General features: G+C 35.5%; 22 protein-coding genes. 8 read left to right on the top strand and 14 right to left on the bottom strand.

The annotated features are described in order from the left end of the window. Nucleotides 1–53 precede the first annotated feature (53 nt). From AC3WRL_RS20645 to AC3WRL_RS20635, 3 genes are all read right to left on the bottom strand, one after another. Nucleotides 54–686 (bottom strand): trimeric intracellular cation channel family protein, encoded by a 633-nt coding sequence (locus AC3WRL_RS20645; protein WP_261509835.1) that lies wholly within the window; start codon nt 684–686, stop codon nt 54–56. 79 nt (nt 687–765) lie between these two features. Further along, on the bottom strand, nt 766–1,239 hold the full coding sequence (gene coaD, locus AC3WRL_RS20640; RefSeq protein ID WP_214828233.1) for a pantetheine-phosphate adenylyltransferase: 474 nt from the start codon (nt 1,237–1,239) through the stop codon (nt 766–768). Between the two features lie 2 nt (nt 1,240–1,241). After that, nucleotides 1,242–2,234 carry a D-alanine--D-alanine ligase gene (locus AC3WRL_RS20635; RefSeq protein WP_214828236.1) on the bottom strand — a complete coding sequence of 331 codons (993 nt, stop codon included), beginning with the start codon at nt 2,232–2,234 and terminating at the stop codon, nt 1,242–1,244. A gap of 156 nt (nt 2,235–2,390) precedes the next feature. Between AC3WRL_RS20635 and AC3WRL_RS20630 the strand changes: the two genes are divergently transcribed. From AC3WRL_RS20630 to murI, 6 genes are all read left to right on the top strand, one after another. Continuing rightward, nucleotides 2,391–3,491: a PASTA domain-containing protein gene (locus tag AC3WRL_RS20630; protein WP_261509834.1), complete on the top strand. Its 1,101-nt coding sequence runs from the start codon at nt 2,391–2,393 to the stop codon at nt 3,489–3,491. Between the two features lie 71 nt (nt 3,492–3,562). Then, nucleotides 3,563–4,627, top strand: coding sequence for an RluA family pseudouridine synthase (locus AC3WRL_RS20625; RefSeq protein ID WP_261509833.1), 1,065 nt, complete (start codon nt 3,563–3,565; stop codon nt 4,625–4,627). Nucleotides 4,628–4,678: 51 nt separating this feature from the next. Then, the gene (locus tag AC3WRL_RS20620) at nt 4,679–5,629 is read left to right on the top strand and encodes a PorP/SprF family type IX secretion system membrane protein (RefSeq protein WP_172283607.1); all 951 of its coding nucleotides are present in this window, start codon (nt 4,679–4,681) and stop codon (nt 5,627–5,629) included. A 50-nt stretch (nt 5,630–5,679) separates the two neighbouring features. Further along, a complete protein-coding gene (gene hemW, locus AC3WRL_RS20615) occupies nt 5,680–6,804 on the top strand; it encodes a radical SAM family heme chaperone HemW (protein ID WP_492331145.1) in 1,125 nt (374 codons plus the stop codon). 39 nt (nt 6,805–6,843) lie between these two features. Beyond that, complete coding sequence (locus tag AC3WRL_RS20610) at nt 6,844–8,442, top strand: DUF4139 domain-containing protein (RefSeq protein WP_214828274.1); 1,599 nt, start codon at nt 6,844–6,846, stop codon at nt 8,440–8,442. Between the two features lie 43 nt (nt 8,443–8,485). After that, nucleotides 8,486–9,316 carry a glutamate racemase gene (gene murI / locus AC3WRL_RS20605; protein WP_214828277.1) on the top strand — a complete coding sequence of 277 codons (831 nt, stop codon included), beginning with the start codon at nt 8,486–8,488 and terminating at the stop codon, nt 9,314–9,316. A gap of 167 nt (nt 9,317–9,483) precedes the next feature. Here the strand turns inward: murI and AC3WRL_RS20600 are convergent, their stop codons facing one another. The 9 genes from AC3WRL_RS20600 to AC3WRL_RS20560 form a co-directional block, all read right to left on the bottom strand. Further along, a complete protein-coding gene (locus AC3WRL_RS20600; protein WP_261509830.1) occupies nt 9,484–11,091 on the bottom strand; it encodes a solute:sodium symporter family transporter in 1,608 nt (535 codons plus the stop codon). A 45-nt stretch (nt 11,092–11,136) separates the two neighbouring features. Then, the gene (gene iolG / locus AC3WRL_RS20595) at nt 11,137–12,117 is read right to left on the bottom strand and encodes an inositol 2-dehydrogenase (RefSeq protein ID WP_214828280.1); all 981 of its coding nucleotides are present in this window, start codon (nt 12,115–12,117) and stop codon (nt 11,137–11,139) included. A gap of 64 nt (nt 12,118–12,181) precedes the next feature. Then, on the bottom strand, nt 12,182–13,657 hold the full coding sequence (locus AC3WRL_RS20590) for a CoA-acylating methylmalonate-semialdehyde dehydrogenase (RefSeq protein WP_492331144.1): 1,476 nt from the start codon (nt 13,655–13,657) through the stop codon (nt 12,182–12,184). Between the two features lie 17 nt (nt 13,658–13,674). Then, nucleotides 13,675–15,555 carry a 3D-(3,5/4)-trihydroxycyclohexane-1,2-dione acylhydrolase (decyclizing) gene (gene iolD / locus AC3WRL_RS20585; RefSeq protein ID WP_492331143.1) on the bottom strand — a complete coding sequence of 627 codons (1,881 nt, stop codon included), beginning with the start codon at nt 15,553–15,555 and terminating at the stop codon, nt 13,675–13,677. A gap of 20 nt (nt 15,556–15,575) precedes the next feature. Next, entirely contained in the window at nt 15,576–16,580 is a 1,005-nt protein-coding gene (gene iolC, locus AC3WRL_RS20580) for a 5-dehydro-2-deoxygluconokinase (protein ID WP_214828289.1), read from the bottom strand. 12 nt (nt 16,581–16,592) lie between these two features. Further along, the gene (gene iolB, locus AC3WRL_RS20575; RefSeq protein WP_214828305.1) at nt 16,593–17,468 is read right to left on the bottom strand and encodes a 5-deoxy-glucuronate isomerase; all 876 of its coding nucleotides are present in this window, start codon (nt 17,466–17,468) and stop codon (nt 16,593–16,595) included. 28 nt (nt 17,469–17,496) lie between these two features. Next, nucleotides 17,497–18,528: a Gfo/Idh/MocA family oxidoreductase gene (locus tag AC3WRL_RS20570; protein WP_214828308.1), complete on the bottom strand. Its 1,032-nt coding sequence runs from the start codon at nt 18,526–18,528 to the stop codon at nt 17,497–17,499. Between the two features lie 24 nt (nt 18,529–18,552). After that, nucleotides 18,553–19,434, bottom strand: coding sequence for a myo-inosose-2 dehydratase (iolE, locus tag AC3WRL_RS20565; protein ID WP_261509826.1), 882 nt, complete (start codon nt 19,432–19,434; stop codon nt 18,553–18,555). Nucleotides 19,435–19,438: 4 nt separating this feature from the next. Next, the gene (locus AC3WRL_RS20560; protein ID WP_214828313.1) at nt 19,439–20,377 is read right to left on the bottom strand and encodes a class II fructose-bisphosphate aldolase; all 939 of its coding nucleotides are present in this window, start codon (nt 20,375–20,377) and stop codon (nt 19,439–19,441) included. Nucleotides 20,378–20,625: 248 nt separating this feature from the next. On the opposite strand from AC3WRL_RS20560, the gene AC3WRL_RS20555 reads away from it, so the two are divergent. Next, nucleotides 20,626–21,675, top strand: coding sequence for a LacI family DNA-binding transcriptional regulator (locus AC3WRL_RS20555; protein ID WP_261509824.1), 1,050 nt, complete (start codon nt 20,626–20,628; stop codon nt 21,673–21,675). A 139-nt stretch (nt 21,676–21,814) separates the two neighbouring features. On the opposite strand, the gene AC3WRL_RS20550 is transcribed toward AC3WRL_RS20555, so the two are convergent. Next, nucleotides 21,815–22,414: a nitroreductase family protein gene (locus AC3WRL_RS20550; RefSeq protein ID WP_261509823.1), complete on the bottom strand. Its 600-nt coding sequence runs from the start codon at nt 22,412–22,414 to the stop codon at nt 21,815–21,817. 85 nt (nt 22,415–22,499) lie between these two features. Between AC3WRL_RS20550 and AC3WRL_RS20545 the strand changes: the two genes are divergently transcribed. Then, the gene (locus AC3WRL_RS20545; RefSeq protein ID WP_214828321.1) at nt 22,500–22,847 is read left to right on the top strand and encodes a winged helix-turn-helix transcriptional regulator; all 348 of its coding nucleotides are present in this window, start codon (nt 22,500–22,502) and stop codon (nt 22,845–22,847) included. Here AC3WRL_RS20545 and AC3WRL_RS20540 read toward each other — a convergent pair. After that, complete coding sequence (locus AC3WRL_RS20540) at nt 22,844–23,422, bottom strand: RsmD family RNA methyltransferase (RefSeq protein WP_214828336.1); 579 nt, start codon at nt 23,420–23,422, stop codon at nt 22,844–22,846. The genes AC3WRL_RS20545 and AC3WRL_RS20540 overlap by 4 nt on opposite strands. Nucleotides 23,423–23,468: the final 46 nt, after the last annotated feature.

Raw genomic sequence — 23,468 nt, 5'->3', positions numbered from 1 at the left:
GCAGAAAATTTATTTTCTGCCTTTTTTTGTTTGTGTTATTTTGTTCTTTATATCTACATTTCCGAATTATTATCATAACCATAAAATTTAGGCATCTGCCAGTGGTATTTTACAGCTAATGTACGTATTGCTACAATCAGTATAATAGTAAATATCTGGATGAATGTGTATGAAAGATCAGTGTATTTGGTCATTAATAAAAATGCAGCCCCACCCACGATACAGGCTGTTGCATAAATCTCTTTTCTAAAGATTAAGGGTATTCTGTTGAGCAGGATATCTCGTATAATACCTCCAAAACAACCAGTAATGGTCCCTAATCCAATACATATTAAAGGATGAATGTCTGCATTTAAGCCTTTTTGAACTCCTATTATAGTAAACAATCCCAGTCCAAGGCTGTCAAAAATAAATAGGGTGACCTGAAAGTTTTTTTCCAGGGATTTAAAAACCATTGTGAAAATACTGGTCATAATAATCACGGCGCAGGTTAATAAATCATGCATCCAGAATACCGGAATATCAAGAAGTAAATCCCTAACAGTTCCACCTCCTACAGAAGTAACGAAAGCGATAATGAGAACACCAAACGGATCAAGTCGCTTTTGCATCGCTGCAAAGCTTCCGGACATGGAAAAGGAAATGGTTCCCAATACTTCTATGGCAAAATTGAACTGTTCGTGCATATATTATGAATGATAAATGGCAAGAGATTAATGATTGATTCTTCCATAAGCAAATCTTTTACCATTTATCAATGATCATCTATTTTTTTATTTTTTCAACCCTTACGGCTTCCGGAACGAGTAGTTCATATTCACCACCGTGATTGATAATTTCTCTTACAATGCTGCTGCTGATAAAAGATTTTCCGGATGAAGTTAATAGAAATACAGTTTCTAATTTTTTATGAGCTAAAGTTCTGTTCGTATGAGCAATGGCTTTTTCAAATTCGAAGTCAGCAGGATTTCTTAGTCCTCTAAGAATGAACTGAGCATTTTTTTCAAAACAGAAATCAACCGTTAAACCTTCAAAATAATCGACTTCTACATTAGGAAATTCTGCTACGGAATTCTGAATAAATTCCATTCTCTTTTCAAGAGGAAACATGTATTTCTTTTGTGAGTTCTGTCCAATTGCGATGATAAGTTTATCAAAAAGTGGTGCGGCCCTTTCTATAATATCATAATGTCCTAGAGTAATTGGATCAAATGATCCTGGGAAAACAGCAATTTTCATAATTAGTTCGTTTTTTTCGCTAATGCCTTTTCAACTTCATTGCCGCAAAGATCCATAATAGAAATTCCGTAATGTCTTGCTTGCTGAGGTAAAATACTTGCCGGAGAGAATCCTGGATTGGTATTCATTTCCAACATATAAGGAATACCATCCATTAAAATGAATTCGCTGCGGGAAAAACCACTCATCCCTAAAGAATCATAGGCTCTTTTGGAAATTTCTTCTACTCTTTTAGTTGTCTCCTCGTCAATTCTAGCCGGGGTTATTTCTTCAGAAGCTCCTTCGTATTTGGCTTCGTAATCAAAGAATTCATTTTGAGGAACAATTTCTGTTATTCCTAAAACAATAGTTTCTCCTTTAAAATCAATTACTCCGACAGATACTTCCATACCATCTAAGAAGCTTTCAATTAGAATTTCATGATCTTCTTTAAATGCAATTTCTGTTGCTGGGAGTAATTCAGACTTTTCTTTTACCTTAGATATTCCTAGAGACGATCCGGATTGATTTGGTTTAACGAAAAGAGGAAGCCCAAGATAGTCTACTATTTCATCAACATTTATGTTTTCTCCCTTCCTTAAATAAATACTTTTTGCTGAAGGAATACCATATTTAGATAATACAGCTAATGTGTCTTTTTTATTGAACGTTAAAGCACTCTGATAAAAATCACATCCAGTATAGGTTTGTCCTATCGCGTCCCAATAAGCCTGCAGGATACCATTTTCACCTGGTGTTCCGTGGATTATATTAAAGCAGACATCAAACTTTAATTGTTCATTATTCTCCAATGTTACAGAGAAATCTCCTTTGTTGATCGGGTATTGTTTGTTATTTTCATCTAAAAAATACCACTTATCCTTTAAAACAACTACTTTATGTACATTATATAGATCTCTATCTAAAGAATCATAAATTAATTGACCGCTTTTCAGGGAAACAACATATTCATCAGAATAGCCTCCCATAACTACGGCAACACTTTTTTTGCTCATAACCATATAGTATCAATTAAGGCAAATTTAATCATTTTATGTAATGCAATTAGGGAAAATTCAAAATTTTGAAAGCAAATATGAATTGTGATAAATAAAAAGTACATTCTAAAATTATTAGCTATATTTGCCATTATAATTAAAGTATTTTTAAGTATGCTTAAATCACTTTTCAACTGGAAAGTTTTACTGAATTTGTTAGTAGCCATCGGTGTTTTTGTGGGTTTGGTCTGGCTTACATTTCGTTGGTTAGAATATCATACAAATCATGGTCAGGAAATACCCGTTCCCAATGTTGTCAACAAATCCGTACACGAGGCTGTCAAAATATTAGATGATGCCGGGCTTGGGTATGAAGTAGATAGTGCTACTTATAATCCTAAATACAGACCTTTTCAGGTTTTAAAAATGTCGCCTACACCTGGTTCCCATGTGAAAGACGGGCGTGCAATACATTTAATGGTTAATCCTAGAAGCTGGGCTCCGGTTGCAATTCCGGATGTTATTAATAAGTATTCCGGATTAGCTTTCCAACGAATAGATCAGGTTGGTCTAAAGGTAGGGGATACCATTTTCGAACCAAGTATCCAGAAAGATGCAATTCTCAGAATCCTATTTAAAGGAAATCCTGTAAAACCAGGATCATTAATTCCTAGATTTTCAACAATCGATGTAGTGGTAGGTTCTGGGCCAATGAGAAATATATCTATTCCCAATGTTGTTGGCTTCACTGTAAAAGATGCCAGAGCAGCTATCGCGAGAAGTATGTTTGAAGTGGGATTGGTAGAACATGAAGATGGTGGAAAAGATGAATCTGATATCATTTATTATCAGGATCCTGCTGCAGGAGATGTAAGAGATCAGGGAATGCAAATAGACCTTTGGGCCAGTAAGAAAACTCCAGCTGAATTACGATCTAAAATAGACGAACTGAATTCTGTATATCGAATGAAAGTAGATACCTCACTTCCACCGATACAATATGAAGAAGTTCCTGTTCATCAGCAACCGGTTTATGAACCTGTTCCTACACCTGTTGTCCATAAAAAAGTAGAACCTGCAAAAGTAGAAGCACCAAAAGTTTCTGCTACAAAACCAGCTGCTACGGAAACAAAACCAAAACCAACGGAAAATAAACCTAAGACGACTACCAATGTTTCTTCAGGAAATAATACTGGAAGTAACAATAAAACGGCAAATAATGCAGTGCAACAGCCTGCTCAAAAGCCAAAAGCCAAGAAAGTCGTAGTAGAATAACAAGTATTTATTATAAAAAATATAGGCTTCAACTTTTTATGTTGAAGCCTTTTGTGTAAAAAATAAAAATCATGACAGAAGATAACGAAGATTTTTTAGATGAAGAATTATTAGATCCTAACAATATCGATATTGATGAGGAAAATAAAGGATTGTATGAGCATGTTAATATCACTGTCGACAAAAACCAGGAGCCTCTAAGAATAGACAAGTTCTTATTAATATTCAGACAAAACTCCTCGAGAAATAAAATTTCACAAACCTGCAGAGCAGGTAATGTTGTTGTAAATGGAACTCCTGTAAAACAAAATTATCGTGTGAAGCCTGGTGATCAGATTTCCGTTTTACTGGCTCATCCTCCAAGAGAGAATGTAATCATTCCACAGGATATCCCAATCAACATTATTTATGAGGACGACGATCTTGTTGTTGTGGATAAAGAACCAGGAATGGTTGTACATCCAGGATTTGGAAACTGGGATGGCACTTTAGTGAATGCTTTGGCATTTCATTTTGCTAAGAAAGGGGAAAAATCTGATCTGGATAGAGTAGGGCTTGTGCATAGAATAGATAAAGATACCTCGGGCTTATTAGTTATTGCTAAAAACGAATATGCTTTAAGCTTCTTGGCTAAGCAATTTTTTGAAAGAAAGACCAAAAGATTGTATTGGGCTTTTGTTTGGGGAAATGTACAGGACGATGAAGGTACTATTAAGGGTCATATAGGAAGGCATCCTAAGAATAGAATGCAGATGTCGGTATATGAAGATGGAAGCCACGGGAAGCATGCTGTGACACATTATAAAGTTTTAGAGAGATTTAAATACATGACCTGGGTAGAATGTAAACTTGAAACCGGAAGAACACATCAGATCAGAGCGCACTTCAAACATATAGGGCATACCTTGTTCAATGATGAAAGATATGAGGGGCATACGCCGTTACGAGGAGTTAATCTACCAAAATACAAGCAGTTTATCAAGAATGTTTTCGAAATTCTTCCTAGACATGCACTTCATGCCCATACCTTAGGATTTATACATCCAACCACTAAACAGGAATTGTATTTTGAGAGCCCAATGCCTCAAGATATGGCGGATGCTGTAAAAAAATGGAGAAATTATTTGGAAAACTAAAAATATATTGAGATTTTTTTTATATTTGTTGAATTGAAATCAAGATTTGTTATGAGAAAACTATATGCTATAGTGTGTTTGGCTCTTTTGTCAAATGCATACAAAGCACAAGAAACATTACCATACTATCAACAATATCTTTTGGATGGTGAGTTCCTGTTCAACCCAGCACAATACGGTAAGACAGATTATGTACAACTCAACCTCAATTATCAACAACAATTTTCAAAATTTAACGAATCCCCTAATGTACAATCTGTAGGGATTAATGCGAATATTTTTGATAGAGTTGGGGCAGGGATATCAGTTTTTAGAGATAGTAATGGTCCTATTTCGGCAGGAGGTATTACAGCGGGTGCTTCATATTTTATCCCACTTAGTAGTGAGGGAGAAAGAAAAGATCAATTCTCTTTTGGTACGAGTGTTAGTTTCTACAATATGAATTTTGATTATACTAAAATTAATACTGAAGACGGTTATGACCCATTATTACAGGGTACAGAAAGTAATATTTTCATGGCTTATGCTAACTTTGGTTTAGCAGCTACTTTCAGAAATATTTTTGCAGGTGTTTCTGTGAATGATATCGCTTTAACGAATGATGAATCTATCGTTAACGGTCGTGAGCCATCGCCAATAAAATTCTTCTTAAACTTAGGATATGACTGGCATTTTGCAGATAATATGTATGTAACACCATCTGCATTAATTAACTTGAATACCAACTCTACAAGAACAATTGATTATAACCTGATGGCTACATTCTTTAATGATATCAATTCATTCTCTTTTGGAGTTAGTTATAGATCAGTTCAGAATAGATTTGATAACCAGCAGTTAAGTATCTCACCATTAGTAAAAGTAAGATTCAATAAATTTATGATTGGTGCAACTTATAACTTAGGATTATCTGATATCCAGACTTATGGCGGAAACAGCTTTATGATCGGATTAGGTTATAACTTTGATAACTTTATTAATCATAGAGGATATAGATATTAATCAATTTAATTTAAATAAATTTGAGCTCTGATTTTTTCAGAGCTTTTTTTATGATTTATATTCACATTCCTTTCTGCAAACAAAAGTGCAGCTACTGTAACTTCCATTTTTCAACATCTTTGCAATCTAAAGATGAGGTACTCTCTGCTATTAAGAAAGAGATTTTTCTAAGGAAAGATGAATTACAGAATAAAACACTGCAGTCTCTCTACTTTGGAGGTGGTACGCCATCCATTCTCTCGGGAGATGAAATCAATTCTATTGTCGATGAGGCGCTAAAATATTATAGCTTTGCAAAGGATATAGAGGTTACTTTAGAGGCAAATCCAGATGATCTTGATAAAAACTTTCTTAGAGACCTTTCCAGGTCGCCTGTAAATCGGCTCTCAATTGGTACCCAAAGCTTTTTCGATGAAGATCTTAAGTTAATGAACCGTGCTCATAATGCATCAGAAGCTGAGGGTTCAATCAAAAGAGCACAGGATTTTGGGTTTGAAAACCTAAGTATTGATCTTATTTATGGCTCTCCGACTTCTAATTTAGAGATCTGGAAAGAGAATCTCAATAAAACAATAGCTCTTGAAGTTCCTCATATTTCTTCATACGCATTAACAGTGGAGCCAAAAACAGCTTTAAATGACTGGATTTTAAAAGGAAAAGTATCCAAACCCAAAGAAGAGGAGCAGAATAAAGAGTTTTATTATCTGTCAGACTTTTTAAAAGATAATGGATTTGATCACTATGAAGTTTCTAATTTCGCGAAACCGGGGTTTTATTCCAGACATAATTCAGCATATTGGAAATATAAAGAATATCTCGGAATAGGACCATCTGCCCATTCTTATAATGGATCGGATATAAGAAGCTGGAATGTTGCTAACAATCAAATTTATATCAAAAAGCTTAATTCAAATACTTTGGCTAAAGAAACGGAGATCCTTTCACAAGAAGATCAGTTTAACGAAATGATTATGATTGGGCTGAGAACAATCTGGGGGGTGGATTTGAATAATATGAAGACTAAATTTTCGGATGAAATACTTCAAAAGTTTCAAAATGAAATAAAGCAAAAAATAGCTGACGGTATTTTAATTATTGAAAACAGCCATCTAAAAATTCCTGAAAAGCATTGGTTTATGGCAGATGGGATTGCTTCGGATCTGTTTTTAGTATAATTTTAATTAATAATATCCTTTTATTGAAAACTAATAATTATGAAGAAAAATTTATTCCTATTTTTTCTATGTATAAATGCTTTGTGTCTTGCACAAAAACCAATTTTTGTTAAAGCGAAAGTAAATGCTGTGAATGTCTATAGAAGTTCTGCTGAATTGCAAAATTCCATCAGTTTTTCCATACCTGCTGGTTCGTCTGAAGTTGTTATTACAAATATTTCAGATGAGATTGAAGAAAGATCTTTGCAAATCAATATTAATAACAAGAATGTGTCTATCCTTTCTTCTCAGTATACAGATAACTATACATCTGAATATGATATGGATAAGACAAATCCTAGGATTAAAAAAGTGACTGACAGTATTACTATAGTTGAGAACCTCATTTCAAAATCCAATATAGAATTGGAAGCCAATACTAAGACTCTTGAACTTTTGGATAAAAACCAAACTGTTTTAGTGGGTAGCAATGCATCAAATGTTACACAATTGATACAACTAACAGAATTCTATAAGAATAAAAGAATTGAAATAAGCAATATTTTAGCCGCTGTTAATAAAAATAATGCTGTGCTTCAGAAAAAATTGGCTAGATTAAAAAGCAGTTTGAAAGTAAATTCTGAAATGGAAGAAGCCTCTTCAGATGGTGTTCTAATTGTAAGGTTAACGAGTAGTACTCCTGTAAATGTAAAAGCTGAAGTAAGCTATTTGACTAGAAATGCATCATGGCAGCCATTTTATGAAATAAGGGGAAATAAACTTTCAGAACCCTTAGATGTGATTTTTAAAGCTAAAATAAGACAGGATACAGGTTTAGACTGGAAAGGGGTTAAGCTGTCTCTAATTAATGGAAGATCCTCCCATAAGAATATAGCTCCAGTATTAAACCCTTGGTTTCTAAATTCATATAAGAATGAAGAAAAAGTTGTGGCAAGAGCATATGGTATTAAAAGTGATACAATCGCTAAAGAGCAAAATATTGAAGAGGTTGTTGTAACAGCAATGGGTTTTACCTCTGTTGAAAATCAATTTAATATTAGTTTTGATGTAGATGTTCCGTATGATATTTTAGGTAATAATGAAGATCATCTTATTAATCTTAAACAAATAAAAATCCCTGCTACTTACAAATATTCGGCAATTCCAAAATATAATAGAGATGCATTTTTAGTTGCAAAGATTAAGGACTTTAATAAATTCAATCTCATTTCAGCACCTGCTACAATAGTCTTTGAAAATATGTATATAGGGGAAACAAACATTAAACCTGATCAAACGAACGATGAGCTAAGTATTACTTTAGGCGATGATAAAAAAATAAGTATTCAAAAAGAAATTGTTGATGATAAAAGTAGCATCAAATTATTTTCATCTTATCAAGAAAAAACTTATACCTATGATATTGTAATCCGAAATAATAAGAAGGATCCAATAGATATGGAACTTAAAGATCAGTTTCCGCTAAGTAAAGATGAGTCTGTAAAAATTGAGCTCTTACAAAGTGATCAGGCGGAAGTTGACAAGGAGAAAGGATATTTGACCTGGAATGTGAAAATTTCTCCATCAGAAACTAAGAAGTTTCGGGTGAGTTACAAAGTAAGATATCCAAAGGATTATTCAATAAACAATCTTAATTAAGATATCATAGTATTTACTATTTTTGTATAAAATTTCAACTCATTTGAAAACTAAAAAACAAGACTACTCACATCTTTCACCAAAACAACCTATCGGAATTTTTGATAGTGGAGTGGGAGGATTAACGGTGGCTAAAGAAATAAAAAGACTGCTTCCTAATGAAGACCTCATTTATTTTGGGGATACAAAACACCTTCCTTATGGTGAGAAGTCTCGTGAGGCAATTATAGAATATTCTACGAAAATTACTAATTTTTTGCTGGAGCAAAACTGTAAAGCAATAGTCATAGCTTGTAATACGGCAACAGCAAATGCTTTAAATGAAGTAATGCAGGCAGTAGCCGGAAAAGTTCCTGTTATTGACGTGATCAATCCGGTAGCAGAAAAAGTATCCTACGAAATTCATACGAATGTTGGAGTAATTGCTACGAAAGCGACGGTAAATTCAGGCTTATATAAAAAAAGCATCCGAAAACATAATAAATGGATTAAAGTAGATGAATTGGCAACTCCTTTGTTAGTGCCCGCGATCGAAGAAGGTTTTAAGAATCATCCGATTACACATGCGATCATTTATAATTATTTAAGCAATAGTAAATTAAAGAATATAGAAACTTTAATTTTAGGGTGTACCCACTATCCTTTATTAATTGATGAAATAAAGCAATATTATGGAAATCGTGTTCGTGTTATTGACTCACCAAACATTGTAGCGAGTCATTTAAAAATTATTTTAGATAAATACAATCTTTTAAATGACCAGAATGCCAAGCCAAACTATCATTTCTATCTTTCGGATCTGACCAAGAATTTTGAAAAGATTTCGAAAAAGTTCTTTGGGAAGACAATTGATTTAGAGTTAAAAGTATTATGATCTTAAAATATTCTTCTGGATTACTGTTTAGAAATTAAAGAAATAAGAGAATAGATTTTTCTAAATAAACCGCCATTAAGTTTAACTTAATGGCGGTCATCAATATAAAATACCAAAAATGGAAATGTGTTGTTATTTTTTAAACTGTAATAAAATCTGATTGTAATTTAACGATTAGGAATAATTCCTAGGGGGCTGAAAACGATAAAAACAATAATGGTAAGAATAATGATGCAGATAGATGCAGGCTTTAGGTATTTCCAGTTTTCTACGTTTACTGTACCTGTATCCTTAATAACGAAGTTGTTTTCTCTGGGGTAATATTTACTCGCAATAACAAGGGTAAGAATAGTAACAAAAAATGCAACGGCCAGACGGTGTAAAAAATGGATTTTTACTTCCATTGCTTCTAATCCAAATTTTGAAAATAGATAAAGTATTGTACCCGATATTAGTCCTATTTTAGCTGCTTTTGCAGACACTTTTGGGAGTAGTAATCCTGCAATGATGATCGCAAAAATGGGCATATTGAAGATGGAACTGAATTCCTGAAGAATAATATAAAGTCCTTTGCCTGCCATGCTAATAAAGGGAGCAATAGCCATAGATACTAAAGCCATGACAGTACCACTTTTTTTGCCGAATTTTACGATCTGGGTTTCGGTAGCATCTTTCTTCAAATATCCTTTATAGATATCGATGGAGAACAAAGTGGAAGCACTATTTAGCGCTCCGTTAAAGGTACTTAATATAGCTCCTACTACAATCGCCGCAAAAATACCAATACCACCAATGGGTAATACAGACTTTACAAGCTCTGGATAGGCATAATCTGGATCATTTAAACTATTTTTAAAATAATAGTAAGCTATTATACCTGGTACCACAACAATAAAAGGAACGAAAATTTTGAAAAAGGCAGTCAGTAATACTCCCTTTTGTCCTTCTGCCAGATTTTTAGCTGCCAGTGCCCGTTGGATAATAGATTGGTTCATTGTCCAATAGAAGATCTGTGGAATAAACATTCCTGTAAAAAGTACAGGAAACGGAAGGTCGGAAGTGGATTCTCCTACTGCATTAAAACGGTCGGGAACTGCTTCAAAAACAGTGTGTACACCGGTTAGAAAATTTCCATCGCCAATTTTATAAAAAGCCAATATCGGAATTAATGACCCTCCGATAATCAGCCCTATCCCATTGATAAGATCTGATATCGCCACTGCTTTTAATCCTCCTAAAATAGCATATATAGATCCCATGACCCCAATTCCAACCACCATTACCACCATAGCGGTGAATTTATCAATATTCAGATTCTCAGAAACATTGAAAATACTTTCCATAGTGATAGCCCCTGTATAGAGAACAATAGGAAGAAGGGTGGTGATATAGAGTAGAAGGAATAACGTGGAGCAAATCATTCTGGTTTGTTTATCATAACGCAGTTCTAAAAACTCTGTAATGGTTACTAGGCCCATCTTTAGATATCTTGGAAGAAAATATACAGCCATAAGTACTAAAGCTACAGCAGCTAAGGTCTCCCAGGCCATTACTTCCATCCCAAAAGCATAGGCACTTCCGTTGAGACCTACTAAATGTTCTGTCGATAGATTTGTAAGTAGCAATGAAGCTACAATTAAGATAGCGCTGAGATCCCGGCCACCCAAAAAATAACCGATAGAGGAATGTGCCATTTTTGTTTTTCTTGTATACCACCAGGAGATAAATGCTACTCCGCCAGTAAATAAGAGAAAAGGAATTAATATAATAAACATGATTTTAAGATTTGATTTTTTAAATTGTTGTATTAATTATTTTCTTTACAGAAAAATCAACTGGTGCTTTTCCAAGGATTGTTCACATGCATTTGCTAACATTGATGCTTTCAAAGCGTCATTGGCAGTAGAAGGAAAATCTTTTTGTTCCTGTATACAAGAGAGAAATGCTTTTGCTTCTTCTACATAGGAATCTTTATATCTTTCCAGAAAGAACGGTTCCAAAACACTGCTCTGGATAGTGCTTCCAGAATAAAATTGGATGTTGTTGATCTTTTTATTTTCTGCACAGATCATTCCCTCATCTCCTAATATCTCTAACCTCTGATCATATCCATATGAAGCTTTTCTACTGTTGTCTATATTGCAAATAATCCCATTTTTAAATTTCAGGGTTATAAGGGTTGTATCTATATCTTCGGTGTAGTTTTTTGAGCCTATAGCAATAACCTGCTCAACTTCGCTTCCGCTAATAAAACGGGCCATATCCAAATCATGAATGCTCATGTCATTGTAGATACCACCTGATTGTCTGGTGTATTCTGTAGAAGGAGGAAAAGGATCTCGGCTTGTTATTTTAATGATAACAGGTTTTCCAATGTCCTTCATCCTTTTTTTGACAGAAGCAAAATCAGGATCGAAACGACGGTTAAAACCTACCATAAGACGATTATTGATATTGGGATAGGAATCAATTAGAGACTGTATTTTACCTAAATCTGCATCCAGAGGCTTCTCGCAGAAAACATATTTATTGTTTTCCAGAGCTTCTTTTACCTGAATAAAATGATAAGCAGTAGGGGAGCATATCCAAACTGCATCAATTTCTTCTTGTTGAAGAATGTTACGATAATCAGGATAAAAATCTGGAATCTGATGTTCTTTGGCTATTTTTTTTCCATGCTCTATAACAGGATCTGATATTGCTATTATTTCTATATTCGTTAATGCTTTTAGAGCAGCAAGATGTATTTGCCCAATTCTTCCGAGGCCAATAATGCCTGCCTTTATTTTTTTTGTACTCACTTTTTTATAATTTCATTTGTGTTTTTGTTTATCTGAATAAGCATAAAGGATATTGATAAGAATTTTAAAAAGTCCTAGACCAGTTTTTTGGCCAACGTTCGATAACAACTTTTGTCTGAGTGTAAAATTCTATTCCATGACGACCCTGTGCATGAAGATCTCCGAAGAAAGAATCTTTCCATCCTGAGAATGGGAATTGAGCAACAGGAGCAGCAACCCCAACGTTGATTCCAATATTCCCGGCCATAGCTTCATTACGGAATTTACGGGCTGAAAGACCATCCTGTGTAAATATACACGCCATGTTGCCATAACGTCCACTATTGATAAATTGGATAGAATCCTCCAGGGATTTAAAATTTAGCAGACTCATGACAGGTCCAAAAATTTCCGTGGAGATAAATTCTTTTCCTAATGGAATATTTTCAAGAATCGAAGGATAAAGGAAGTGGCCGTTTTCATAACCTGAGACTTTTTTTTGAGTTCCATCTACCAGAAAATTAGCTCCTTCACTGAGTCCCTTCTGGATAAGTTCTTCTATTCTGGTTTTACTTTCTTTGGAGATCACAGGGCCCATTTCGATTCCCGCTTCCATCCCATATCCTACTTTTCTGGATTTGGCAGCTTCTACCAATGCTTCTTTGTAATTTTTATCGTCTCCAATTGTGATTACAAGGGAGGCAGCAAGACAACGTTGACCGGCGCAGCCATATACCGAATCGGTAATGATTTTTGTTGTCATCTCGATGTCTGCATCAGACATAATGACAATAGGATTTTTAGCACCCCCTTGCGCCTGAACACGTTTCCCGTATTTGGCACCTTCGGAGTAGATGTATTTGGCTACATTTGTAGAACCAACAAAGCTTACGGCTTTTACATCAGGATGTTGAAGCATAGCATCCACAGATTCTTTTCCGCCATGTACCAGATTTAAAATTCCTTTTGGAAGATCAATATTGTTATGAATAAGATCGAATACATACTGCATGGTAGTAGGTACCTTTTCTGAAGATTTTAAAATGAATGCATTACCTGTTGCAATAGCATACGGAAGGAACCAAAAGGGAATCATTCCGGGAAAATTAAATGGTGTAATACAGACGCATACACCTAAAGGCTGTCTGATCATAAATTCATCAATACCAGAAGCTATATTTTCTGAAAATTCAGATTGATTCATGACATAAGTACCGCATGCTACCTCAATATTTTCAATGGCGCGCTGGATTTCTCCTAAAGATTCGGTATAGGTTTTTCCACATTCGGAGGTGATCAATTTAGCAATCTCTTCTTTATGATTTTCCAAAAGGGTCTTCATTTTGAAAAGCGGCTGTACTCTTTTCATAGCGGGAATATCTTTCCATTCCAAATAGGCCTGATGGGCATATTCTATTGCTTTATTGACATCTTTTGCAGTGTCCGGTCCATAGGGTACCTTTGCGATGAGTTCCTGAGTAGCCGGATTATGTACTGAAAGGTTTTGGGTGCTGCTACTGCTTTTCCATTCTCCGTTGATATAATTTTTTAATTGATCCATATGGGTTTTATTATTAATTAATATTGATTAGGTTTTATATATTGTCTTTGCTTTTGTTTATTAAGCTCATATTGTTTTCGGGCTTCATTCACATCAGGAAAGACAGATATTTCGGGTATAGGCACTTCCCACCATGAATATTCATAGCCCTGCATTTTTCTGTCCCGAATAGTTTCTGCATAGATAACAGTTGTTTGATTATTGCTTTTTGCGTTGACCAGACTTTCTTTAAATTCATCCATATTTTGAGGACGGTAAACTATTGCTCCAAGACTTTCAGCATTTGTTGCTAAATCTGTCATAAGGGGATCCCCGTCCAGTTGACCTGTTATTTCATTTCTATAATTGAAATAGGTTCCGAAACCTTCACCTCCAACAGAATTTGAAAGCCCTCCAATAGAAGCATAACCGCTGTTATTGATTAATATCACGGTGATTTTATATCCCTCCTGTAGACTTGTTACTAGATCCGATGGCATCATAAGGTAGGTAGCATCACCGCACATTACATATATTTCCCGGTCTGGAGCAGCCATTTTAGCACCAAGTCCACCGGGAATTTCATATCCCATGCATGAGTTGCCATATTCCAGATGGAATCCCTTTGAGCTCTTGGTCCGCCATAATTTATGTAAATCTCCTGGCAAAGAACCTGCAGCACATAACACCACATCTTGATCGTCTATAAAATCATTTAATGCACCAATATATTCTGCCTGTACGGGATAGTCAGGATTTTCACATAAATAAGCTTTCGTTACTATCCCATCCCACTCATAATGATAAGCTCGGATTCTTTCCACATAATCACTTCCAGTATAATAATCCCCTAACATTTCTTTCAGTATTTTCAGGATCTCTCTGGCATCTCCCTGTAAAGGAACTGCACTATGTTTAAAGGCATCAATTTCTGCAATATTGATATTAATAAAGGTAACGTCGGGGTTTTGCCAAGCCGACTTTGAGGCCGACATAAAATCTCCATAACGGGTACCTATACCGATGACTAGGTCTGTTTCTCTGGCGATTTCATTGGCTCCTTTAGTACCTGTTCCTCCCATTGCTCCTAAATTAAGCGGATGTTGGTAATGTAAAGAACCCTTTCCGCCATAGGTTTCTGCAACAGGAATTCCATGTTGCTCGACAAAAGATTTCAGCTCTTCTTCTGCTTCGGAGTAAATGACTCCTCCACCCGCGATCAACATCGGTTTTTTCGCTTTTTTTATAAGGTGTACTGCTTTTTTTAATAATTGCTGATCTGGAATAGGTCTGGGAATGTACCATATTCTTTTTTCAAAAAGCTGAGTCGGGAAATCATAAGCTTCCGTCTGTACATCATGCGGAAGAGCGAGGGTAACAGCACCAGTTTCAGCCGGAGAAGTAAGGACACGCATCGCTTCCAGTAATGAGGAAGTAAGTTGTTCGGGACGCTGAATACGATCCCAGTATTTTGAGATAGGTTTAAAACAATCGTTGACAGAAATATCCTGCGTTTGGCTAACTTCTAATTGCTGCAATAGAGGAGAAGCAGAGCGGGTGGCAAAAAAATCTCCCGGTAGCAGTAGTACAGGTAATCTATTGATCGTGGCACCTGCTGCTGCAGTGACCATGTTAAGTGCTCCCGGACCTATAGAAGTAGTACAGACAAATGTCTGCATTCTATTTTTCATTTTTGCATAGGCAGCGGCAGTATGCACCATTGCCTGTTCATGGCGGCTCTGATAATATTTAAAATCATGATTCTGTTTCAGTGCTTCACCTAATCCAGCTACATTTCCATGTCCAAAAATTCCAAAACATCCTGCAAAAAACTGTAATTCTTTATCGTCTCTTTTTGTGTATTGATTTTTTAAAAATTCTATGGTGGCCTGTGCCACGGTTAATCTTTTTGTATCCATGATTTCGGTGCTTGATCGATTTAAAAATTTCCATTATCTTCAATAAACTGAATAATCTCCGGATAAGTAGGAGCAAAGTTGCTGCATCCCTGCTTGGTGACCATCCAGGCCCCACAGGCATTTGCCAGACGGGCAGATTGGTAGGTATCCCAACCTTGAAGATATCCGTATACAAATCCGGAGGCAAATGCATCTCCTGCACCCAGTACATTAACAACTTCTACAGGAAAGCCAGGAATAGTTTCTATCCTTCCATCTGGATAATATGCTGTAACGCCTTTGGGGCCTGTTTTTACTAAAAGAAGTTTGATTCCAGAATGTAATACCTGTCTGATCACAGTGTTGATATCGCCTTCGATAGTAGGAGAGGAGATGGCACTGTCGGTTATTTTCACTTGGTTAGAATCCGTAAGTCCCATTGCTAAAAGCTCTTCTTCTGTTCCCATTACAATATCACATAAGGGTAAATACTGACGTAAAGTGACTCCAAATGCACGTACATCATGCCATAAACTGGCCCTGAAATCGATATCCAGAAAAATAGTGATACCTTTTGCTTTTGCTTTTTCTGTTGCATAGATCGCAGCGCTTCGGGTAGGTTCTATGGAAAGTGCTGTACCAGTCATTAAAAATGATTTATATTGATCAAAGTCTATGGTATTTACCATGTCGATGGTCATATAATTGTCAGGGGCTTTATCCCGGTAAAATACAAGCGGGAATTTATCAGGAGGTACAATACCGCATACTACAGCCGTACTCGTTGTCCCTTCGATAGTATTTATATAAGAGGTATCTACATTTTCCAATTTCAATGTATTAATGATAAAACCGCCTATAGGATCATTTCCTACACCTGTTACTATACTTGTTTTAAGACCAAGTCTTTGTGCTCCTATAGAAATATTGACGGGTGATCCGCCAATGGCAGTGGTCAATTCTTTGATATCATTAAATTCAGCACCGATATTTTTGGAATATAAATCTATACTTGCTCTTCCGAATGTTAGTAAATCAAATTTCATTTTAACTTTGTATTAATCGTTCTGTTGATTGTTCATTGCTGAGGTTACTAATGGAAGGCGGGAATCTTTTCCCTTCCATGAATCGAAAATCCATTCGAGGTCACTATCTGTAGTGTTGGCCAGAGATTGATCGGTTCCTGCCAAGAAGTTTAAATAATAACAGTGGTAGCCGTGTTCTGCTGCAACAGGATGGTAGCCTTTAGGAATCAATACGGCATCATTATTTCTTGTCCGTAGGATTTCATCTATAGGATCTGCGTCATTTTTTGTATAAACCTGCTGGATAGCATACGCTTCTGGCTTTTGGAATTTGTAAAAGTAGATCTCTTCCAGTTGTGCCTCCCGTAACTGTCCGCTATCATCTAGAATTCTTTCATCGTGCTTGTGAGCCGGAAAAGAGCTCCAATTTCCTGAAGGAGTGTAAACCTCTCTGCATACCAGTCGCGAACATTTGAATCCCGGAGGAATTAAATCGTTAAACTGACGGGTAGCATTGTCTCCACCAAAAATCACAGTAGGTGTTTCTTCCGGGGTTACCAGTTGGGGTTCAAAATCATCATCGGCTCTGCACCAACTGTAGGCAATATCCAACTTATCGGAAGTTGATATAAGAATGAATGTTGTTTTGCGGGGAAGATACAGCGTATGTGCAACACCTCTGAACACATCTTTACGCCCGTTTTTTATTTCCCAGCTTCCTCTGTTGCTTTCTACGATATAATTACCGGATAATAATACAATGACCATTTCATTTTCACCGGTATCATAAGTCCATGTTTCGTTCAGCTCCATGAGGCGAGCTCCAAAATTTAACCAATTCCAGTCTGCATTTTTAGCAGATATGTTTTGATAAATTTTCTGATCTGTAGGTTTTCTGATAAGGTTCATTTGCATGTTTTTTTGATAATTAAGAATCTTAAGAAAGTAGGTCGGATATGATTACCGGCTTTTTTTCTTTGAATGATTTGGTTAATGCTGTAGCTACCAAAGTGGCATTGGTTGCATTATTCATAGTAAGTTCAGGTTGTTTGTTTTCCAGTACATGGTTTACAAAAGCTTGGATCTGTATTAGAAAAGCAGTTTGAAACCTGTCGAAAAAAGTTTCCATTCCTTCTCTTCTGATACCGTGTTTATCGGATATCTGAAGCATGTTTTTTGCTGGTGGATCACCTATTTTTAGGTTTCCTTCTGTGGCGAAGATCTCTGTACAGGTATTATGACCGAAGGAAGATGTTCTGGAAGCTGTTAATACTGCCATTGTTCCATTTTCTAATTCGCACATAGAACTGGTATTATCAGCATCTCCTGCTAGTGCGAATTCAGGGAATCTGTAGGCACCACCTAATGCCCATACTTTTTGGATTCTGGAGCCTAAGAACCAATGGGCAAGATCAATATCATGAACATTATAATCATGAAAAATGCCACCTCCAGTTGTACAGAATTCAATTTGAAATGGAGCAAAAGTGTCTTTATCTATTGTTTGAGAATGTATAAGGTAGGGTGTGCCTACCAATCCTTCATTGATTTTAGCCTTAGCGTCTGCATAGCTTACATCGAATCTTCGGACAAATCCTAACATGGTAATTCTGTCCGGGTGTTTGGCAACTGCTTTTTCCACACGAATGCAGTCTTCGATGTTAAGAGCGAGAGGTTTTTCACAAAAAACATGATAACCGGCTTGTACTGCTTTAATAATGGCATCGGCATGCTGATCTGTAGATGTAACAATAACTACAGCATCCATTTCCTCTTGTTGTTCAAGCATTTGCTCATAAGAAGCATATAAATTCGGGACATTGTATCTGTCTTTTACATAATCTAATTCCTCCTTTCTGATACTGCATGCCGCTACAAGATTGGCATTGGGCACAAGGTAAGTGATGTTTTTAGCATATTCTTTACCTAGTCTTCCCAATCCTACAATTCCGATATTCAGTTTTTTCATCTTCTATCTTCTACTTTTTTTACTTTAAAACTTTAAGGTTTCCGTTATAAATTGATATCCTTTTTTTGCATATTCAAACGGATTTGCTTTGCCTGGATCTTGTTCTGCTTCCACAACAATCCACCCTTTGTAGTCACTACTGTGGATAATTTTTGATAGAGCCTGCATATCAAGATCACCATCTCCTGGTACTGTATATATCCCTAGCTTTACAGATTTTAAAAAACTATTATTGTCTTTATACATGTTGTCCTTTACATCTTTTCTTACATCCTTAAAGTGAATATGCGCTGTACGTCCTATGAATTTTGTTAATGCTTCTGCAGGATTTTCGTTGGCAAAATCAAAATGTCCACAGTCATAATTAAGTTTTACATATTTTTCATCAGTCTCATTGAACAAACGTTCTACCTCCTCTTGGGTTTGCACCATGGTGCCCATATGATGATGGTAAGAAAGCTGAATTCCAAAATCATTCAGCGCAATTTTTCCAAGCTCAGTTAATCCTTCAGTCAGTTTTTTCCAATCTTCATTGGACACTTTTTTACGCTGTGTAATAGGGGTATTAAATTCTCCATGAATTGTGTTTCCACACTCTGCACCACCCACTACTTTTGTATTAAAATGCTTAAGAAAATTGAGCTGTTTAATAAAATCCTGTTTTACCTGTTCATAAGGTTTTGTAGTAAGCTCATAGCTGAACCACTTATTACAGATTGTAAGACCTCTTATATCCAGATATTTTTTTAAAACATTGGGATCTTTCGGATATTTGTTTCCGATTTCACAACCTTGATATCCGGCCAATGCCATTTCGCTAATGCATTGTTCAAAAGTGATATTCCCTCCTAATTCGGGCATATCATCATTGGTCCAGCCAATAGGGGCTATTCCTAATTGTATCATAGTGTTATTTATATAATGCTGATTTATTGATGTTACCTAAAATCTCAAATTTTTTAGTCAAAAGAACCTCCAGTTCTTCCATATACTGTCGACCGGCCTTAAGAGGATCAAGATGTTCGGGAGAATCTTGAAAATATTCTCTGAAGATCCTTATCCAGAGAATCCTCAGATCTGTAGCAATATTCAGTTTACAGACTCCATAGCTGATGGCTTTTCTTATTTCGTCCTCGGTAATACCTTTTGCGTCTTCTTTGATGTTTCCTCCAGCGATATTAATCCGTTTTATCTCTTCAATATCTATAGAGGAAGCCCCATGTAAAACAATCGGGAAATTAGGGACCCTTTTTTGGATGTCTTCCAGTAAATCGAGACGCAGGCCTTTTCCTCCTGAAAATTTATAAGCACCATGACTTGTGCCAATGGCTACGGCAAGACTGTCGCAATGGGTTTTCTTTACAAAATACTCTACATCGGCAGGATTAGTGTACAATGCATTTTCTTCCTCTATATTGAGATGATCTTCAATACCGCTTAGTACACCAAGTTCCGCTTCTACTGCAATGTTTTTTTGATGAGCCTGGTCTACCACTAATTTCGTTCTTTCAATATTCTTTTCCAAAGGATCATGGGATGCATCAATCATTACAGAAGTATACTCACCGGAATCAATGGCATTATTGATATGAGGCTCATTGCCATGATCAAGATGCATGGCAAAAACAACATTCGGATATATTTTTGTTGCAGACTTGATACAGTTGACCAGCATTATGGGATTCATGTATTCTCTTGCAGCGGGTGTGGTTTGTATAATAAAGGGGGCATTCAATTTTTGAGCTGTGCTGAACAGCCCATGAATCTGTTCGGGACTGGATATATTGATCGCCGGAATACAAAACTTTCCATAGGCTTTTTTAAAAAGGATAACGGGATTAATTTTCATCTGTGCTAATAAATATTTTTATTATTGTTTTATCAATAAATACGTTTTGTTTTTGATAAAATATCGATTGTGTTCGAACACGAATTTATATATTTATTTATAATACGCAAAATTTTTAGTGATAATTTATTTTTTTAATTTTATTTTTATGTGTTTAAGGTGGATTATCCAACGTTTTTTGGTGTAATAAAAAATGGAGGTATTTTTTTATATTTGTTATCCTTATATTCATCTAAAAAACAGGTAATTTGACAATTAAAGATATAGCCCGGCTGGCTGGCGTTTCTCCTGGAACGGTTGACAGAATACTGCATAAAAGAGGCGGAGTCTCAAAAGATGCGGAAAAAAAAGTTCTTGAGATCATCGAACAGGTTGGCGGATTTACCCCCAATGTTATTGCCCGGAATCTGGTACTTAATAAAGTATATCAGATTGCCGTTTTAATGCCGCTTTTTAATGCGGAAAGCCCCTTTTGGCAATATCCTAAAGAGGGTGTACTGAAAGCTATAGAAGAAGTTTCCAGTTATGGGATGAAGGTTAATATTTCGTATTTTGACGAATTTGATGTCGAAACATACAAGAAAGCACTGGATGAAATTTTAAAAGATAAAAACCTGGATGGAATTATCATTGCTCCTCATTTTACAAGAGAGACTCTCGACAGAAAATCACAGTTGGAAGCGCTGAATATACCATACGTTTTTATGAATGTGCCACTTACTGGACTTAATAATATATCTTTTGTAGGGCAAGACTCTTTTGGAAGCGGCCGTCTTGCAGCGAAGCTTTTCCATATTTCTCAAAATACCAGAAAACCAAGGATTATAGTAGTAGAAGTATTGGAAGATTTTGAAAATTATTATGGTTTAGATCAGCGTGTAAAAGGTTTTATAAGTTTTTTCGCAGACCATCCTTCCTATTTTAAGATCGATAAGCTGAGGGTTCCCAATAAAAATAGCCAGGTTTTTTATCAATTGTTGGAAGAAAGCCTTAAAATGTATGATGATATTGGTGGGATGTTTTTTCCATCTAATGCACTTACAAAGGCCGGGAAGTATTTTGATATGCACCAGATAAAGCTGGATATGGTTGTAGGATATGATATGACAGAAGAAAATAAAGAATATATGAATAAGGGTATTTTTACCTTTTTAATCTGTCAGGAACCTTTTCAACAAGGATATAAAAGCATTAAATTAATGTTTGAACATTTAATATATGGAAAGAAACTTAACAGAGTTTACCATTCACCGATACAGATTCTGGCTAAAGAAAACTTAGAATATTACATTGATTGATTCATGTCTGTTATAAAAAGAGACCGCATCAAAACTCTTGAAAACGGTCTTTTTATTTTTTTGATCGACCTTCTATTGAAGGGATTTTCAAATTGAAGATTCTCAACCCATATCATTAGTTGCGAAACAAATTTTTTCTTTATACCTCGAAAATTACCGTTTCGGATTTCAATCTTTTCTTTGTGGTTACCATTGGATGATTGGTATCGTCTTCTGATCTTTCACCAATTGCAACAGCAAAGAGGGTTTCGTAAGAATCATTTTTTAGAATATCATCATATTTATCCGTTTCAATTCCTTCCATTGGCGTTGAATCTATTCCCATGTCTGCGCAAGCGGAAAGCAAAATTCCTAAAGAAAGATATACCTGATGTGCCAGCCATGATTTTATTTCTATTTCGCCTTTAGGTTTTACCATAGTTCTGTAATAATTTATAGAGCCCTCTGGTAGATTTTCTTCTATCTGTTTTTCAAAATCTTCAACATTTTTCAAAACCTGAAAAGCAATTAGATGACTGCTATCCAATATCTTTTCTTTGTTAAAGTAAGATACTTCTGCTAATTCTTTTTTGACCTGATTGTCATTTATAAAGACAAAATTCCATGGTTGGCTATTAATAGACGATGGACTCAGGTTAAGAATTTCTTTCAACTGAAGTATTTGTTCACTACTTACTTTACCTTGTGGATTATACTTTTTTACAGTATATCTTGTTTTCATTTTGTTTAAAAAGTTCATAATTTTTATACTATATTTTTTATAGTTGCAAAACTAATGTAAGTTTATTATCTTTGCAATAACGGTCAAAAATGATAGTATTAAAATGTATACAATAGATAATAAAACATACCCATGCTGTACAAGCGTAACGATGAAATTTATAGGTGGCAAATGGAAAGCTGTAATTTTATATCACCTCATTGAGGGAACAAAAAGATATAATGAGATCAGAAAAGATATTCCAACGATTACAGAGCGAACGTTGAGTCTTCAGTTAAAGCAATTAGAAGAAGATGGAATTATCAGTAGGAAGGTTTTTACTGCTAAACCACCGTTGGTCGTAGAATATTCCCTAACAGATTTTGGAAAAACCTTATTACCTGTTTTAAATGAAATTACAAAATGGGGTGAAGATGCAATATCAATATCAAAAAAAATAGCCAGAAATTAAATTTCCTGGCTACTAGCATCTATTTTATTTGGTTCAAAAAAGCTGAAACTTACATTTCCATACTTTCGTGTGTCTATCAGGTTGGGATGATCGAATTTAAAACGGCTTTGGTGTTCTATAATTAAAACTCCGTTTTCTTTCAGGTACTTATTGTGTAATACCAGAGAAATAATTTCATGGTATTTCTTTTCTTCAGTTTCAAAAGGAGCATCAGCAAAAGCGATCTCAAATGATTTTTTATTCCTGAACTTCTTTAGCCAATCGGTAACATCGCCTCTCTGTACATTAATCTGTGAAGACATATCTAACTCAGAAGCTGTCGAATTAATGAAGCTTGTGTGTTTTGGGTTCAGTTCTACAGAAGTTACATCCTGGCAGCCTCTTGAGGCAAATTCTAATGAAATAGAACCGATGCCAGCAAAGAGATCAAGTACAGAGATCGACTGCATATCGTATTTGTTTTCCAAAATACTGAATAGAGCTTCCTTTGCAAAGTCTGTAGTTGGCCTTACATCGAAATTTTTAGGAGCGGCTATTTTTTTGGCTTTCCAACGGCCTGAGATTATTCTGTACATGTTGTTTAGTAGTTAGATTGTAGGTAATGGGTAGCAGGTATTATTT

This window comes from Chryseobacterium sp. FW101-FHT12H09 (genome assembly GCF_058790395.1).
The sequence above is the reverse complement of the archived record's forward strand: the minus strand, read 5'-3'. Positions and strand labels throughout refer to the sequence as shown.

Coding starts and splice junctions, on each gene's coding strand:
- AC3WRL_RS20645 (WP_261509835.1), bottom strand. CDS start 686: ATGCACGAACAGTTCAATTTTGCCATAGAAGTATTGGGAACCATTTCC.
- coaD (WP_214828233.1), bottom strand. CDS start 1,239: ATGAAAATTGCTGTTTTCCCAGGATCATTTGATCCAATTACTCTAGGA.
- AC3WRL_RS20635 (WP_214828236.1), bottom strand. CDS start 2,234: ATGAGCAAAAAAAGTGTTGCCGTAGTTATGGGAGGCTATTCTGATGAA.
- AC3WRL_RS20630 (WP_261509834.1), top strand. CDS start 2,391: ATGCTTAAATCACTTTTCAACTGGAAAGTTTTACTGAATTTGTTAGTA.
- AC3WRL_RS20625 (WP_261509833.1), top strand. CDS start 3,563: ATGACAGAAGATAACGAAGATTTTTTAGATGAAGAATTATTAGATCCT.
- AC3WRL_RS20620 (WP_172283607.1), top strand. CDS start 4,679: ATGAGAAAACTATATGCTATAGTGTGTTTGGCTCTTTTGTCAAATGCA.
- hemW (WP_492331145.1), top strand. CDS start 5,680: ATGATTTATATTCACATTCCTTTCTGCAAACAAAAGTGCAGCTACTGT.
- AC3WRL_RS20610 (WP_214828274.1), top strand. CDS start 6,844: ATGAAGAAAAATTTATTCCTATTTTTTCTATGTATAAATGCTTTGTGT.
- AC3WRL_RS20600 (WP_261509830.1), bottom strand. CDS start 11,091: ATGTTTATTATATTAATTCCTTTTCTCTTATTTACTGGCGGAGTAGCA.
- AC3WRL_RS20590 (WP_492331144.1), bottom strand. CDS start 13,657: ATGGATCAATTAAAAAATTATATCAACGGAGAATGGAAAAGCAGTAGC.
- iolD (WP_492331143.1), bottom strand. CDS start 15,555: ATGGATACAAAAAGATTAACCGTGGCACAGGCCACCATAGAATTTTTA.
- iolC (WP_214828289.1), bottom strand. CDS start 16,580: ATGAAATTTGATTTACTAACATTCGGAAGAGCAAGTATAGATTTATAT.
- iolB (WP_214828305.1), bottom strand. CDS start 17,468: ATGAACCTTATCAGAAAACCTACAGATCAGAAAATTTATCAAAACATA.
- AC3WRL_RS20570 (WP_214828308.1), bottom strand. CDS start 18,528: ATGAAAAAACTGAATATCGGAATTGTAGGATTGGGAAGACTAGGTAAA.
- iolE (WP_261509826.1), bottom strand. CDS start 19,434: ATGATACAATTAGGAATAGCCCCTATTGGCTGGACCAATGATGATATG.
- AC3WRL_RS20560 (WP_214828313.1), bottom strand. CDS start 20,377: ATGAAAATTAATCCCGTTATCCTTTTTAAAAAAGCCTATGGAAAGTTT.
- AC3WRL_RS20550 (WP_261509823.1), bottom strand. CDS start 22,414: ATGAACTTTTTAAACAAAATGAAAACAAGATATACTGTAAAAAAGTAT.
- AC3WRL_RS20545 (WP_214828321.1), top strand. CDS start 22,500: ATGTATACAATAGATAATAAAACATACCCATGCTGTACAAGCGTAACG.
- AC3WRL_RS20540 (WP_214828336.1), bottom strand. CDS start 23,422: ATGTACAGAATAATCTCAGGCCGTTGGAAAGCCAAAAAAATAGCCGCT.